The sequence below is a fragment of the Parabacteroides sp. CT06 genome (assembly GCF_002257605.1).
GTDB classification, from domain to species: Bacteria; Bacteroidota; Bacteroidia; order Bacteroidales; family Tannerellaceae; genus Parabacteroides; species Parabacteroides distasonis.
Window position 1 is genome coordinate 862295 of the sequence record NZ_CP022754.1, and the last position, 15206, is coordinate 877500.

General features: G+C 45.9%; 10 protein-coding genes, 2 tRNA genes, 2 rRNA genes and 3 pseudogenes (1 of these 17 cut by a window edge). 14 read left to right on the top strand and 3 right to left on the bottom strand.

Translation table 11 applies throughout. The features are described 5' to 3' along the window. Window positions 1–24: 24 nt before the first annotated feature. The 3 genes from CI960_RS03695 to CI960_RS03705 all read right to left on the bottom strand — a co-directional run bounded on the left by CI960_RS03695 (window position 25) and on the right by CI960_RS03705 (window position 1368). The gene (locus CI960_RS03695; protein ID WP_005855327.1) at window positions 25–246 is read right to left on the bottom strand and encodes a hypothetical protein; all 222 of its coding nucleotides are present in this window, start codon (window positions 244–246) and stop codon (window positions 25–27) included. A 75-nt stretch (window positions 247–321) separates the two neighbouring features. Beyond that, on the bottom strand, window positions 322–744 hold the full coding sequence (gene mscL / locus CI960_RS03700; RefSeq protein ID WP_005855329.1) for a large-conductance mechanosensitive channel protein MscL: 423 nt from the start codon (window positions 742–744) through the stop codon (window positions 322–324). Window positions 745–825: 81 nt separating this feature from the next. Further along, window positions 826–1368 carry a lipocalin family protein gene (locus CI960_RS03705; protein WP_005855331.1) on the bottom strand — a complete coding sequence of 181 codons (543 nt, stop codon included), beginning with the start codon at window positions 1366–1368 and terminating at the stop codon, window positions 826–828. A 398-nt stretch (window positions 1369–1766) separates the two neighbouring features. Here CI960_RS03705 and CI960_RS03710 point away from each other — a divergent pair, with 398 nt between their 5' ends. The 14 genes and pseudogenes from CI960_RS03710 to CI960_RS03785 form a co-directional block, all read left to right on the top strand. Further along, window positions 1767–2699 (top strand): site-specific integrase, encoded by a 933-nt coding sequence (locus CI960_RS03710; RefSeq protein ID WP_005855333.1) that lies wholly within the window; start codon window positions 1767–1769, stop codon window positions 2697–2699. Window positions 2700–3145: 446 nt separating this feature from the next. After that, entirely contained in the window at window positions 3146–4249 is a 1104-nt protein-coding gene (locus tag CI960_RS03720) for a transcription termination/antitermination protein NusG (protein WP_005855335.1), read from the top strand. Between the two features lie 43 nt (window positions 4250–4292). After that, window positions 4293–4673: a hypothetical protein gene (locus CI960_RS03725; protein WP_005855337.1), complete on the top strand. Its 381-nt coding sequence runs from the start codon at window positions 4293–4295 to the stop codon at window positions 4671–4673. Between the two features lie 404 nt (window positions 4674–5077). Further along, window positions 5078–6397: pseudogene (locus tag CI960_RS03730) on the top strand (nucleotide sugar dehydrogenase). Between the two features lie 8 nt (window positions 6398–6405). After that, window positions 6406–7650 carry an oligosaccharide flippase family protein gene (locus CI960_RS03735; RefSeq protein ID WP_005855345.1) on the top strand — a complete coding sequence of 415 codons (1245 nt, stop codon included), beginning with the start codon at window positions 6406–6408 and terminating at the stop codon, window positions 7648–7650. Window positions 7651–8486: 836 nt separating this feature from the next. After that, window positions 8487–9347: pseudogene (locus CI960_RS03745) on the top strand (polysaccharide biosynthesis protein); the annotation flags it as partial. A 393-nt stretch (window positions 9348–9740) separates the two neighbouring features. After that, complete coding sequence (locus tag CI960_RS03750) at window positions 9741–10223, top strand: hypothetical protein (protein ID WP_008777799.1); 483 nt, start codon at window positions 9741–9743, stop codon at window positions 10221–10223. Window positions 10224–10423: 200 nt separating this feature from the next. Then, entirely contained in the window at window positions 10424–10867 is a 444-nt protein-coding gene (locus CI960_RS03755; protein ID WP_005855355.1) for an HU family DNA-binding protein, read from the top strand. Continuing rightward, window positions 10857–11051, top strand: coding sequence for a hypothetical protein (locus tag CI960_RS23120; protein WP_008781017.1), 195 nt, complete (start codon window positions 10857–10859; stop codon window positions 11049–11051). Before CI960_RS03755 ends, CI960_RS23120 begins: the two co-directional genes overlap by 11 nt. A 21-nt stretch (window positions 11052–11072) precedes the next feature. Continuing rightward, window positions 11073–11489: pseudogene (locus tag CI960_RS23860) on the top strand (D-Ala-D-Ala carboxypeptidase family metallohydrolase). Window positions 11490–11990: 501 nt separating this feature from the next. Then, a 16S ribosomal RNA gene (locus CI960_RS03770) occupies window positions 11991–13515 on the top strand. Window positions 13516–13665: 150 nt separating this feature from the next. Next, a tRNA-Ile gene (locus tag CI960_RS03775) sits at window positions 13666–13739 on the top strand. A gap of 10 nt (window positions 13740–13749) precedes the next feature. After that, window positions 13750–13823: transfer RNA gene (locus CI960_RS03780), tRNA-Ala, on the top strand. Window positions 13824–13929: 106 nt separating this feature from the next. Beyond that, a 23S ribosomal RNA gene (locus tag CI960_RS03785) occupies window positions 13930–15206 on the top strand; it runs 1603 nt beyond the window's last position. Together the 16S and 23S rRNA genes with 2 tRNA genes alongside form the textbook arrangement of a ribosomal RNA operon.

A 15206-nucleotide genomic window follows, 5' to 3' on the forward strand; every position in this document is an offset into this window, starting at 1 on the left:
TTACCCTAATAACAGGGAGGTAGATTAATTACTTTTAGGTTTTTCAACCATATGTTCTACTCTGTCTTTGACGTATTCGACTTGATTTTTACCCGTGTCTACCACGTCCTTTACTTTTTTCTTCGCCTTATCTGTAAGACCGTGGAGTTCGTTCTCCAGACATTCGAACTGTCCTTGATCTTCCATCCTGCGAAGTACGTAACCAACAACTACACCTACGGCTAAACCGAATAATACATTTTTCATAACTACTACTTTTTATGAGTTAAAACATTATTTTTTGTAATTATGAAACAGCAAGTCAACCGATAAGGTTGGTGTTTATTTGTTATTTTTCAGTAAATCCCTAATCTCGGTAAGTAATTGGATATCCGCAGGGGGAGCGACCGGAGCTTTCGGGGCTTCTTCCTTCTTCTTGCTTAAAGCATTAACGCCTTTGACAAGTAAAAAGACGGCGAAAGCAATGATTATAAAATCCAGTGTCACTTGTATGAAATTTCCGTAGTTAATGGAGACCGCCGGAGAGATCACCTTGTCTCCCTCCATTACAGCGTGCTTCAAGGTGATTTTTAAATCCGTGAAATTGACGCCACCTACAAGTAAACCTACCGCCGGCATGATCAGATCCGCTACGATAGAAGATACGATCTTTCCAAAGGCACCACCGATAATGATACCTACCGCCATGTCCACTACGTTACCTCGCATGGCGAACTGCTTAAACTCTTGTAATATTTTTTTCATAAAACAACGCTTTTTATATTATAACAACAAAATTAGCCATAAGTTGAATATTTTCAATGCTTATAGCGAAATTTGAAGAAATTATTTTTGATTTTCATGTTTTTGTTTGACCCATTTGAGCATTGATGTGTTATATCCTCTTTCTTTGGCCTTAGTCAATAAAAAGAGAATAGCCTCTTCTGGGAGTGTAGGCGTACGACTAAGTAGCCATAAATAGTCTGAGGTATTACTGCCTACGAGAGCGTATGAGTAATTATCCTCGTCAATTTCCATAATGTTGTACTCGGCGTAGAACCGCATAAAGAAACACACTTTTAATTTACTAGGACACGTAGGATCTGTTATTTTGGCTATACCTTTCGCTCGTTTGAAGGAACCGGAAAAATTACCCCAATATCCGCTGTTAACAACTTCTATATCTCCATTCGGGAGAAATGAGTATTCCACGGTAGCCCCTACGAGATTATGCTCAAAGCGATGATCAAAGCGTGCTATTTCAAACCATTTCCCCATATAGCGGTGTAAATCCAAAGTCTGGACGGTTTCTTTGTTTATAATGTGTTGAGTGCAAGATAAATTACACTGCATTATAAGACAGATGAGGCCTATTAGTTTAAATCGCATAGGTTTTTATTTTTATCTCATAATAAACATAGAGAGCCTCTAAAAAGTTTGAAAACGTTCATATTTTAGGATTTTTATTTTTTCGACAATCTGTGCTTTAACTTTTAATTTGAAATTTCTATCCTGTCTGAAGTGAGAAATTCGTAGTTGTGGCATTTCCGGACGATAGATTTAGATCCACGTTTTTATATGTTTTTTTGTATTGAAAATTTCATAGTTATGATTTGGAAAAATCATAACTATGAAATAAAAAGTCATAACTATGAAATAAATGACTCTTTACAGTGAAAAAAATATATGAAGATGTTTTAATTGTAAATGCTTGTTTGAGAGTTAGTAATCGTCAAGATGTCTAACTTTGCGTGTTTGTTTTCAGTTGGAATTTAAAATAGAGAGATATGGATGAGAAAGATTTGGTGGAAGGGATGCGAGAGTATATAAGTCTGTTACAAAAGGAAGGACGGTATTCCTCGGCGAAAAGTTATCAGGATGCGATGAACTCTTTTATACGGTATAGCGGGACGGATCGTATCCCATATACATATATAAATAAGGATACTCTTCGCCGGTACGAGGCTTATTTGTTGGAGAAAGGCTGCATGCGTAATACGGTCTCCACGTATATCCGCCGTTTGCGTTGTATCTATAACAAGGCGGTGGAGAATGGCGAGGCGGCGTTTATCCCTTCATTATTCAAGGGGGTTTTTACGGGTGTGGAAAGCCAGCGCAAGAAATCCTTGCCTCCGGGGGATTTGAATCGCCTGATGACTGTCCCGGTAAAAGGAGAGAAGTTGAGGAAGACACAACTGGCCCTTTGCTTGATGTTTCAATATGGGGGGATGTCGTTCGTTGATTTCGCCCATTTGAATAGGGGTAATATCAAGAACGGCATATTGGATTACAATCGCCAGAAGACCGGGACCTCTATGCGGTTGGAGGTCTTGGATACGGCGGAAGCTATGTATAAGGAGCTGGCAGGTGAGAGGGGTGGAGGCTCCGGCTATTTATTTCCCTTTTTAAGTGGGACGAAGAACGGCCATGAGGAATATCTCGAGTACACTGCGGCCTTGTCCCGGTTTAACCGGAACTTGAAGACGTTGAAAGAGGTTGCCGGAATAGTCTCGGATGTGACTTCCTACACGATCCGTCATTCCTTTGCCATGTCATTGAAGGAACAAAATGTCCCCATAGAGATGATCAGCGAGTTATTAGGCCATAAATCCATCAAGACAACCCAGATTTATCTGAGAAGTTTCTCGTTGGAGAAAATGACGGTGGTAAACAAGTCTTGCTTTGAGAATGTATATAATTATATGCCAGAGGTGGGATGAGGCTACTTGGGGAGTAGCGTTCATTTCACGGTGCAAATGTAGCAAAAAATAGCAAATAACAAGCAATCATTAGTTTTAGTTTGTGCTCCGACCTTGATTCTCCTTAAATCTTCGTTCTTATTCCTAGTGTATAGACATGGCAATAGAGACGAAATGATCTCGTATTTCCTACATCATCACGTCCCTTCTAAAAAATCGAACATACATTCCTGTAGAGACGGGGCGTGCCCCGTCTCTACAACCGGGTGATAACCGTTCTCGCACCTTTTAGGCTACTCCCCAAGTAGCCTAAGATTTCGAGAGATGGTAATTTTCAGTAATGCCATATTTGGAAATATAAAGCACTGTTTATCAAGATGATATAAAAGATTCTTGGTAGGGCTCTGAATTGCCGTGGGGTCTGTTTTCGGGCCACGGGATAACCACTGGAAAAGATAATCATAGAGATGGATATATTGACAGGCAAGTGCTCGGATAGGTTCATGGCGCATGTTCTGAAGCGACGTGACCAGGAGGCCGTCCGCTGGTACGTGCTCACGCTCCCTACCGCCGGTGGCGGGCGTGACAGGATCAGCCCCTCGAAGGGGCTGGACGCTGAGCTTTCCCGCCGTGAGCGTCGTGGTGAGGCGTTGTTCGAGTATTTCTCCCCCTCGTATGTCGAGGCGAGGAAGGTGGGCGGCAAGATGGTCAACACGAAACGGCCCCTGTTGTACAACTACGTGTTCGTCCACGCCTCGGAGGACGAGATCTTCCGCCTGAAGCGTACGCTTCCCCTGTATAATTTCCTCCCCCGGGTTTCCTCCGGCGGGCGGTCTTATTTCCCGTACCTCTCGGATCGTGAGATGGATACCTTGCGTTGGGTCGCGGCTTCTTACTCCAACGAGCTTCCGGTGTACGTGCCAGATAGCGGTCGCTTGTTGAAAGGCGACCGTGTGCGTATCACCTCCGGCCCTTTTACCGACATGGAGGCCGAGGTGGTGGTACAGCCGGGCGGTGGCCATAAGGACGTGATGGTGCGTATCCTCGATTGCATGTGGGTTCCCTTGTTCGAGGTGAGGCGAGGCGAGTATGAGTTGATCGAGCTGAACACGGGGGGCAAGCACGTGTATACCCATTTGGACAACGACCGTCTGTCGGAGGGCTTGCACGATGCCTTGGGCCGTTACCACGCCAGAGGCGTGGTAACGGATGAGGATGCCCGTCTGGCCCGTGAGGTCCTGCGTGGCTACGCCTCTCTCCGTGGTGAGACCGACGTGATCCGTTGCAAGCTTTACTCTTTGCTCCTTCCAGCCTATCTGCTTTTGGGCGAGTCGGATGAGTTCGATCGTTTGCACGCCACGATGCGCAGCATGCTCCCGGTGATAAAAGCGGGGCAATCCCGTGCCTTGTTGCTGGTCACGCTGTACGGCTGTACGGACAGCAGCCTCTACCAGCGCATGGCGCACGAGGGGGTTGACCCGTGGCTGGACGAGCCTTCTCCCAAGAAAAGTAAGTCTGTGTTGATACGTCGTCTACGTGATTACGACGGTTGGTTGAAACATAATGAATAATGAATAATTCAAAATTCATACATCATACATCATAATTCAAGACATGTCTTCCCTTCCTTCGGGCATCCGTTTGATGAACCTGTTGCGTGACCATTTGACAGAGATCATGGATCGTGAGCGTGCGAACCTGAACTCAATACACCTGTATTGTACGGGATCTTACTGGGTGTCGTTCGAGCGTTCTGCCTATCAGTTGCGTCGTGTGTTTCCGGATAGCGAGACTACGCCGCTGCGCCTGTTCGCTTATCCGTTCCCGATCGTGATGGTGTCCGTTACGGATCGCTCACTCCGTTTGTACGCCCGTAAACATATCTTGAGGAGGGACGAGACGGATTACAAGCTATTGACCGTCCCCGGGCTTCCCATGGCGGATTACCATGTATGGCACGCTGGCGAGGTGGAAGGCTTGCCCCAGCTGACATGAACTCCAAATATGAAGCGCTGGAAAAGTAATAAACTCAATTATGGTATAATGATTTTGATTGATGGTTGGCAATTAGCATGAAATTTCGTATATTTACTCTAGAGGAAAAATAATTGTCATAAATTAATGAAAGCGGACGTGCTAAATTCGATAAAAGAGACCTTACGTAAGGTGATCTTGATTTCCATCTGAAAGGCACTCATAAGGAAATGCCGTCCGATGAGATGGGTAATGGGGCGATAGACACCCATGAGCAATCTTAGGTGACTTGCGTCACTAACCTAAGATATTTTACCAACGCACCTAAGATACATGGTGGATGAACCTAGGATATTTTTTTAGTCAAAACAAATGCTTTGGGTCTGTTACGGATCTGAAGTGACTACTTATATACAATAATCATTATGTCAGAGGAAATCAAAATTGCTGTAGCTGGAACCGGTTATGTCGGGTTGAGTATTGCTACGCTGTTGGCACAGCATCATCCGGTCACTGCGGTTGACGTTATACCGGAGAAGGTGGAGACACTAAACCGGAAGCAATCTCCTATTCAGGATGAGTATATCGAAAAATACCTAAAGGAGAAGGAGTTGAACTTGACGGCTACGCTTGATGGAGCGTCCGCTTATCGTGATGCCGATTTCATCGTTATTGCGGCTCCTACCAATTATGATCCGGTGAAGAACTATTTTGATACGCACCATATTGAGGATGTGATCGATCTGGTATTGAGTGTTAATCCAAGGGCGGTGATGGTGATCAAGTCGACCATTCCGGTCGGATATTGCCGGAGTCTTTATCTGAGATACGCCCAAAAGGGTATTGAGCGACTCAATCTGCTGTTTTCTCCGGAGTTTTTGCGTGAGAGCAAGGCGCTTTATGACAATCTTTATCCCAGCCGTATAATCGTTGGTTATCCCAAATTGCTAAGCGATGAGTAATTCAATGCGGAGAATGAGGCGATCGAGAGGATTGCGGATATTCCGGGTTTGGAGAAGGCTGCCCACACGTTCGCCGCCCTGCTTCAAGAAGGTGCCATTAAACAGGATATTCCGGCGCTATTCATGGGAATGAAGGAGGCCGAGGCCGTGAAGTTGTTTGCTAATACCTATCTGGCTTTGCGTGTAAGTTATTTTAACGAGTTGGACACCTATGCAGAAGTGAAAGGTTTGGATTCGAGTGCCATCATCAAGGGCGTGGGGCTGGATCCTCGTATTGGCACGCATTATAACAACCCCAGCTTTGGTTATGGGGGCTACTGTCTGCCGAAGGACACCAAGCAGTTGCTCGCCAATTATCAGGATGTTCCCCAGAATATGATGACTGCGATCGTGGAGAGCAATCATACCCATAAGGATTTCATTGCGGACCAGGTGTTGCGCAAGGCCGGCTACTACGATTATAGCGAGAGGAACAGTTTCCGGTGCTCCGAAGAGCGAGAATGCGTCGTGGGTGTATACCGTTTGACGATGAAATCGAACAGTGACAATTTTCGCCAGTCCTCTATTCAAGGCGTGATGAAACGTATCAAGGCGAAAGGGGCCAAGGTGATCGTCTATGAGCCTGCATTGGAAGACGGGAGTTCTTTCTTCGGCAGTGCCGTGGTGAATGATCTCGCCCGTTTCAAGGAGATGAGCCACGCCATCATAGCCAATCGTTATGATGATTGTCTGGACGATGTGTTGGGAAAGGTCTATACGAGGGATATCTTCGGTAGGGATTGAATCTTTAGATGATGGCTTTACAAGAGAGGCTGGGAAGGAATAAGACCATACTGGCTAATTTTTCCTATCTGAGTTTGCTGCAGGTATTCGCTATTCTATTTCCATTGCTTACCTATCCTTACTTGCTTCGGGTTATAGGCTTGGAATTGTATGGCGTGATCATATTCGCTCAATCTATAATAAACTATGTATCGCTGGTGATCAACTTCGGGTTCAATATGTCCGGAGCGAGGAACGTGGCGATTTACAAGCAGGATAGGGCAAGATTATCCCGGATCGTCACATCCATTTATTGGTGTAAGTTCATTTTATGGCTTGTTTGCCTAGTCCTGTATTTATCGGTCATCAGTATGGTTCCGTTCTTTGAGGATCATTATTGGGTGTATGTCCTCTCTTTCCTTTTGACATTCAACGAGCTTCTGTTACCTATCTGGTTCTTTCAGGGGATTGAGAAAATGAAATATATCACATTCGTGAACCTATCTGCCCGCCTGTTGTTCGTGGTTGCTATATTCTTGTTTGTCCATCGGCAAGAGGATTATTTGCTGGTCCCCTTGTTAAACGGGATCGGGGCTATACTGGCGGGTTGTCTCTCTTTATATATCGTGTTGGGAAAAGAGAGAGTAAGGTTTTCCTTGATGCCGGTAAGGGAATTGCGATCGGCCTATAAGGAGAGCTTGCCCTTATTTGTTTCGATCCTGTCCACACAGATTTATGTGAACGTTAATAAATTGGTGATCGGTTCTTTTCTGGGGATGTTGGAGGTTTCCATTTATGATATGGCGGATAAGGTGCTTCTTTTGATGAAACTCCCAGCCTCCATGATAGCGCAAGCCGTTTTCCCGAAGATTTCCCGTGAACAGAATATTCGTTTTATCAATCATGTGATGTTCTTGTCGGTAGGGATCGCTTTACTTTTCTACATTAGTATGTTCTTCGGTAGTGACTGGTTGGTGTATCTTCTCGCCGGAGAACACATAGAAGAGGCTTCTGTCATTATGCGATTGCTGGGAATCTCTGCGATCTTGACATCTATCAATGGTTTCCTTGGAGGAAATCGTCTGGTCCCGCTAGGCTATTCGTCCGTGTATATGAGAGTGATGGTTGGAAATTGTCTGTTTTTTCTGACGGCTATGGGCTTGTTGTGGCTGACAGGAAGCATAACTATGTATACGGTTACGGTAATGGCCGTAGGGGTGGAAGTGTTTTGCTTTGTGTCGTTAGTTTATAGGAACTGGCGATTAGGGTTGTAGGGTTTAATAAAATAGTAATACTTATTTAGGATATATATCTAAATAAAGTGTTATAACAGAGATTTATTAAGAATATGTTGTTTTTCATTATAGCGTTTTTTCTCTTTTTTTATGTGTATATAAAAAGAATGATAAGGGATAGCTTTTCGAAAAAGGTCATATTGTCTTTTTGGACTATATGGTTTATATCTTTGGTTATATCTACTTTCAATCCTTATGGACTTTATCCGGTATCTGATGAAGTATATGTAATCATGTTACTAAATGTTTCTGCTATTATATTAGGTTTTTCTTCTGTAAAAGTTAATAAAAATATATGTTTAGACAAAAAGGTATATTTATATTCTCGTTCTTTGAATCGGTTTATTTATAGTAAAAAATATTTAATAATACTTTTTGTGTCTATCATTTTATTAGGAAGTCTCCTCGTAAAATATTGGAATGTAGTATTATCTATGAATCTTGTAGGAGTTGATGCTTTTGAAATACTAAATGATGATCTTTATAGCATAGATTTTGTTTTTTATACATTCTTTGCTCCTCCATTGTTTTATTGCTCAAATGCTATATTAGCTTATTGTTTGTTTTTTAAGCGAGTGTATAATCGGATGATTATAATATATATATATAGGATTATGCTCTTATAGGTGGAGGTAGAACGAACTTTTTAGTTCTATTGTTTGCTGTGTTTTTTGTTTTTATGATAACTGGAATTAAACTTAAATTTAAATATATATTTTCGTTATGTGTGTTTAGTTTGTTTATATATGTTGTGATTAGTTATTTTTCTGCTTTTAGGTTTGACATGCAGGAGTTTTCATTGGATACTATTAGAGACGGTTGTGAGCGATATTTGTGTGCGTGAACGCATGGAGGAGCTGTTCGAGGAGCATCGTCCGGATTACGTGTTTCATGCCGCGGCTTACAAGCATGTGCCTATGATGGAGGATAATCCGGAGGAGAGTGTCCGCAACAACGTGGACGGTACCCGGGTGATCGCAGACTTGGCGGTGAAATACGGCACGAGGAAGTTCGTTATGGTATCGACCGACAAAGCGGTGAATCCCACGAACGTGATGGGCTGCTCGAAACGTATTTGCGAGATCTACGTGCAGAGCTTGGATCAAGCCATCAAGGATGGGAAGGTGAGCGGTCGCACGCAATTCGTGACGACTCGTTTCGGCAATGTGCTGGGATCGAACGGTTCCGTGATCCCGTTATTCAAGGAGCAGATCAAGCGGGGCGGTCCGGTGACGGTGACGCACAAGGATATCATTCGTTTCTTCATGCTGATACCGGAGGCTTGTAAGCTGGTCCTAGAGGCCGGTACGATGGGTAATGGGGGAGAGATCTTCGTGTTCGATATGGGTAAACCTGTACGGATCGTGGATCTGGCTGAGCGGATGATTCGTCTGAGCGGGGTGAAGGGAATCGAGATCCGGTTCACGGGATTGCGAGACGGGGAGAAGTTGTATGAGGAGGTACTCAATGAGGAGGAGACCTCCAAGCCTACTTTTCATCCGAAGATCAAGATCGCCCAAGTCCGTGCGTATGACTATGCTGACGCCAATCTGCGGATTGATGCCTTGGTACATGCTTGTGCCGTGGAGGGGGATATGCGGATCGTGAAGCGGATGAAGGAGATCGTTCCTGAGTTCAAGAGCCAGCATTCTAAATATGAGGTGTTGGATGAATAGAGCGAAATAAAAAGTAAATTGCGCTTAAAATAATAGTATTATATAAATGATATTCAGTTGTTTAATCGTATTCGATGTCTTTGAGGCTTTTATGGATTTATCCGTGAGGGCCTATGCTATTAATGTTGATTTAAATATAGCGTCAAAAAAGAAGAGCCTCCCCAGAGGCATTTGCAAGAAAAGAGAAGGAACCATGTGGGTTTTGTGATGAAAAGATAGGATGATAGAGATTTTGTAGAATCGATATAAGGTCAAGGTTTTGTACCGGTCTTCTTTTCCCGTAAAGGGATTTAGAAGGCTGGTTCTGTTTTTATATATGTATTTGAAAATCCGTATGTAAGTACGGTGTCCGGCCATATGCGGCGCAGGGATAAACATTCCCCCTGCGTTCGCATGATGAAAAAGATCTATGAGCGTTTGAGAGAGAGATTGGGGCATAAGCCCACGGTGAAGAATTTTGACGCGTTCTTGGTAACGTTGGGGCCGGATGAGCGGGAGTCTTGGAAAATGGATGTGTGTAGTTTGGGATATGGAGATTATTATAGGAAGATGCCCGGGGCGTACCGTAAATTTATCCGGAAGTATATGGAGCATGACCGGGAGTGCGAACGGTGTTATATACGTAAGTATACGGTGCGTGGTGATTTGTTGTATTCCCCATTTCGTCCGGAACTCTTGTTGGAGCTAGTGAAGCTTGTGGAGTTTACGGATCGTGAGACTCCCCCTTCCTCCTTGGAAATAGCCTCTTGCCTGTTGATGGGGTTTGATTATCCGGGCTCGGTGCGTGGCTTGGCTTCTCATTTGCGAGAGGCGGGGCATTCTGCGGAAGCAGTCTTGGTGCTCGCTGGAAAGAGGGAGGTGACGGATGAGTTTTAAAAGAGATATGGATTTGAATGTTAGTTAAGAATAGCAGGTTTTTATTGTCTTTGAAAAGAGGTATTTTTGGTTTTTTTTATTTTTAATTAGTTGAATATTACTTGTTTGATGGATAAAACTACGAACGTTCGTCTCTTCTGGGCCATCTTACCTTTGTGTCGTGCTCCATAAGGGGTATATAACCATAAAAATTAAAAGATATGGCACAAGGTTTTAAGTTGGTGTTGCGTCCGTCGAAGCCGGGCGAGAAGGATTCAGAGAAAAAGTTTTATGCGGTGTCGAAAACGAATGGTACCTCTAGTATGAAAACGCTATGTAAGTTGATCTCGGCACGTAGTACGGTGTCGTCGGCAGATGTGAAGGCGGTATTGGATAACCTTAATTTCGTGTTGGATATGGAGCTTCAGGAGGGGCGTATCGTAAGGCTCGGCGATTTCGGGAGTTTTCGGATCTCGGTGAGCAGTGATGGTGTAACAGATAAAAAGGATTTCAATTCGAGTATGCTGCGCCCGCTGCGTATCATTTTCACTCCGGGAGGTGAGTTGAAGGATACGAAGAAGACACTGGAGTACTCACGGATCTCCCAAGATGGTACCACCGCGGAGGCTGGTGGCTCTGATAGTGATAGCCTGAGTGAGATTTAACGTGCAACTGGTAATGGTCGTGCTACTTTGCGTGGCCGGCCTTACCTTAGTGTTCTGTGGTTTTTGGGTGGCTCCTTCCGGTGAGATAGATAACAGCGTACTGGTCACATTTGGGGAGATCTGCACGTTTGCCGGCGCGCTGTTTGGGGTGGACTACTCTTATAAATTGAAAATTAAGGATTGAAAATTGAAAATTTGAGTTAAGATGGAAAAGGATGAGAAGAGATTGACAGAGCATTTTCGTATGGACGAGTTTGTTTATAGTGCGATGGCGGTGGAACTTGGACTTAATAATGCGTTGCCTTCGGAGGTAATACCGGTGATACGGAATCTAATGGTGCGGTTGTTGGAACCTTTGCGTATATATCATCGATAGCCTATGTATATCATGAGTGGCTATCGAAGCGAAGAGTTAAACCGATTGGTGGGAGGTGCCCCTAGCTCGCAACATATGAAGGGGGAGGCGGTAGACATTTACACGGTGGACCGCAACCGACTATTGGAGGACTTGGTGGCAAGCCGCCTGAATTTTGATCAGGCGATCCTTTATCGTACGAAGGGATTCATACATCTTTCATTAAAAAAACAAGGGGTGAACAGAAAACAGATTTTATTTAAATAGGAGGGGGTATGAGTGGATTTTGGAAAAAAGGATACTATATATTGTGTTTTATCGTACGTACATTATATAACTTGTTAAGCCTTGAAAAAAAAACTAAAAAATAATGCCCGATAAATTTGGACCGTATGTTTTATAGCATTACTTTTGCACCCGCAATCGAGAGAGAACGGCGCTTCAGAAATGATGGAAACGTGGAGGTATCCTTGGGTAGGGGATGAGGTTGGCTAGGCCAAGCGATAATTTCCAACCGCCCGGAGATCGGCTTGAGAAAAAAAACTTGAAAATTTTTCATCGAAAAATTTGGAGGTTAAGAAAAAGTCCTTACCTTTGCAGCCGCAATCGAGAAACGATAGCGACAAGAGTTCTTTGATAGATTTACATAATTCAACAAGTAGTACAAGTATTGGAGAAGAGATTCTCCGGATTAATACCGTCAAAAGAAGTATGACTTTGGACTACGATAAACGGATTCCGGAGCGAGGATATGATAAAACAATTTAAACAACGAAGAGTTTGATCCTGGCTCAGGATGAACGCTAGCGACAGGCTTAACACATGCAAGTCGAGGGGCAGCGGGGGTAGCAATACCCGCCGGCGACCGGCGCACGGGTGAGTAACGCGTATGCAACTTACCTATCAGAGGGGGATAACCCGGCGAAAGTCGGACTAATACCGCATGAAGCAGGGATCCCGCATGGGAATATTTGCTAAAGATTCATCGCTGATAGATAGGCATGCGTTCCATTAGGCAGTTGGCGGGGTAACGGCCCACCAAACCGACGATGGATAGGGGTTCTGAGAGGAAGGTCCCCCACATTGGTACTGAGACACGGACCAAACTCCTACGGGAGGCAGCAGTGAGGAATATTGGTCAATGGCCGAGAGGCTGAACCAGCCAAGTCGCGTGAGGGATGAAGGTTCTATGGATCGTAAACCTCTTTTATAAGGGAATAAAGTGCGGGACGTGTCCCGTTTTGTATGTACCTTATGAATAAGGATCGGCTAACTCCGTGCCAGCAGCCGCGGTAATACGGAGGATCCGAGCGTTATCCGGATTTATTGGGTTTAAAGGGTGCGTAGGCGGCCTTTTAAGTCAGCGGTGAAAGTCTGTGGCTCAACCATAGAATTGCCGTTGAAACTGGGGGGCTTGAGTATGTTTGAGGCAGGCGGAATGCGTGGTGTAGCGGTGAAATGCATAGATATCACGCAGAACCCCGATTGCGAAGGCAGCCTGCCAAGCCATGACTGACGCTGATGCACGAAAGCGTGGGGATCAAACAGGATTAGATACCCTGGTAGTCCACGCAGTAAACGATGATCACTAGCTGTTTGCGATACACTGTAAGCGGCACAGCGAAAGCGTTAAGTGATCCACCTGGGGAGTACGCCGGCAACGGTGAAACTCAAAGGAATTGACGGGGGCCCGCACAAGCGGAGGAACATGTGGTTTAATTCGATGATACGCGAGGAACCTTACCCGGGTTTGAACGCATTCGGACCGAGGTGGAAACACCTTTTCTAGCAATAGCCGTTTGCGAGGTGCTGCATGGTTGTCGTCAGCTCGTGCCGTGAGGTGTCGGCTTAAGTGCCATAACGAGCGCAACCCTTGCCACTAGTTACTAACAGGTAAAGCTGAGGACTCTGGTGGGACTGCCAGCGTAAGCTGCGAGGAAGGCGGGGATGACGTCAAATCAGCACGGCCCTTACATCCGGGGCGACACACGTGTTACAATGGCGTGGACAAAGGGAAGCCACCTGGCGACAGGGAGCGAATCCCCAAACCACGTCTCAGTTCGGATCGGAGTCTGCAACCCGACTCCGTGAAGCTGGATTCGCTAGTAATCGCGCATCAGCCATGGCGCGGTGAATACGTTCCCGGGCCTTGTACACACCGCCCGTCAAGCCATGGGAGCCGGGGGTACCTGAAGTCCGTAACCGCGAGGATCGGCCTAGGGTAAAACTGGTGACTGGGGCTAAGTCGTAACAAGGTAGCCGTACCGGAAGGTGCGGCTGGAACACCTCCTTTCTGGAGCTTCAGGATTCCGTACCGAGGTCATACGAGGTATTGATCCCCTTGTGCTGCTGTTGAGATTATGTTTATTATATAGATCAATGACCGGAAGGCCGGTCGGAGAGAAAAAGATGACGCTGGGACGTAAGTCTTGGCAAAGTTGACAGTCCTATAGCTCAGTTGGTTAGAGCGCTACACTGATAATGTAGAGGTCGGCAGTTCAACTCTGCCTGGGACTACTCCGAATGAGGGGGATTAGCTCAGCTGGCTAGAGCATCTGCTTTGCACGCAGAGGGTCAACGGTTCGAATCCGTTATTCTCCACACATCCCGCGAGGGAAAGAGGATCTTTGACATGTTGGACATCAAAAAGAAGAAACAAGTAGAGCGAGCTTAAGATATATCAACCCGTGCGTCAAGTGCGAGGTGAGAGAAAGTAAGCAAGGGCAGACGGTGGATGCCTTGGCTCTCGGAGGCGACGAAGGACGTGATAAGCTGCGAAAAGCCCGGGGGAGGCGCAAATAGCCGTTGATCCCGGGATATCCGAATGGGGCAACCCGGCAGGCTGAAGGCCTGTCATCCCGAAAGGGAGGCGAACGTGGGGAACTGAAACATCTAAGTACCCATAGGAGGAGAAAATAAACAATGATTCCGTAAGTAGTGGCGAGCGAACACGGAAGAGCCCAAACCCATGTCGTCTAGGCGACACGGGGGTTGTAGGACCACGACGTGGCAAGAAGGAAGGGAAATGGAACGCCTTGGAAAAGTCGGCCATAGACGGTGAAAGCCCGGTACATGACTCCCTTACGAAGCCTAGTGGTATCCTGAGTAGCGCGGGGCACGAGAAATCTTGCGTGAAGCAGCGGGGCCCATCCCGTAAGGCTAAATACTCCCGAGAGACCGATAGCGAACCAGTACCGTGAGGGAAAGGTGAAAAGAACCCCGAGCAGGGGAGTGAAATAGACCCTGAACCCGTCTGCCTACAAGCGGTCGGAGCGTCGTAATGACGTGACGGCGTGCCTTTTGCATAATGAACCTACGAGTTACCTTCCCCGGCAAGGTTAAGTACCTAAGGTACGGAGCCGAAGCGAAAGCGAGTCTGAACAGGGCGCCAAGTCGGGGGGGGTAGACGCGAAACCGAGTGATCTACCCTTGGCCAGGTTGAAGGTTGGGTAACACCAACTGGAGGACCGGATGGGTAAGCGTTGAAAAGCTTTCCAATGAGCTGAGGGTAGGGGTGAAAGGCTAATCAAACTCGGAGATAGCTCGTACTCCCCGAAATGCATTTAGGTGCAGCCTCTTTATAGTATATCGTGAGGTAGAGCGACTGATTGGATGCGAGGGCTTCACCGCCTATCAAGTCCAGATAAACTCCGAATGCGCGATATATATTTACAGGGAGTGAGGGCGCGGGTGCTAAGGTCCGTGTCCGAGAGGAGAAGAATCCAGACCACCGGCTAAGGCCCCCAAATGATCGTTAAGTTGAACTAACGAGGTCGGATCGCAGAGACAGCTAGGATGTTGGCTTGGAAGCAGCCATTCATTTAAAGAGTGCGTAACAGCTCACTAGTCGAGCGATCTGGCGTGGATAATAATCGGGCATAAACGATCTGCCGAAGCCGTGGATGTCGCAAGACATGGTAGGGGAGCATTCCATGCCGCGTCGAAGATGAGGGATGACCCTTGTTGGAGCGCATGGAAAAGCAA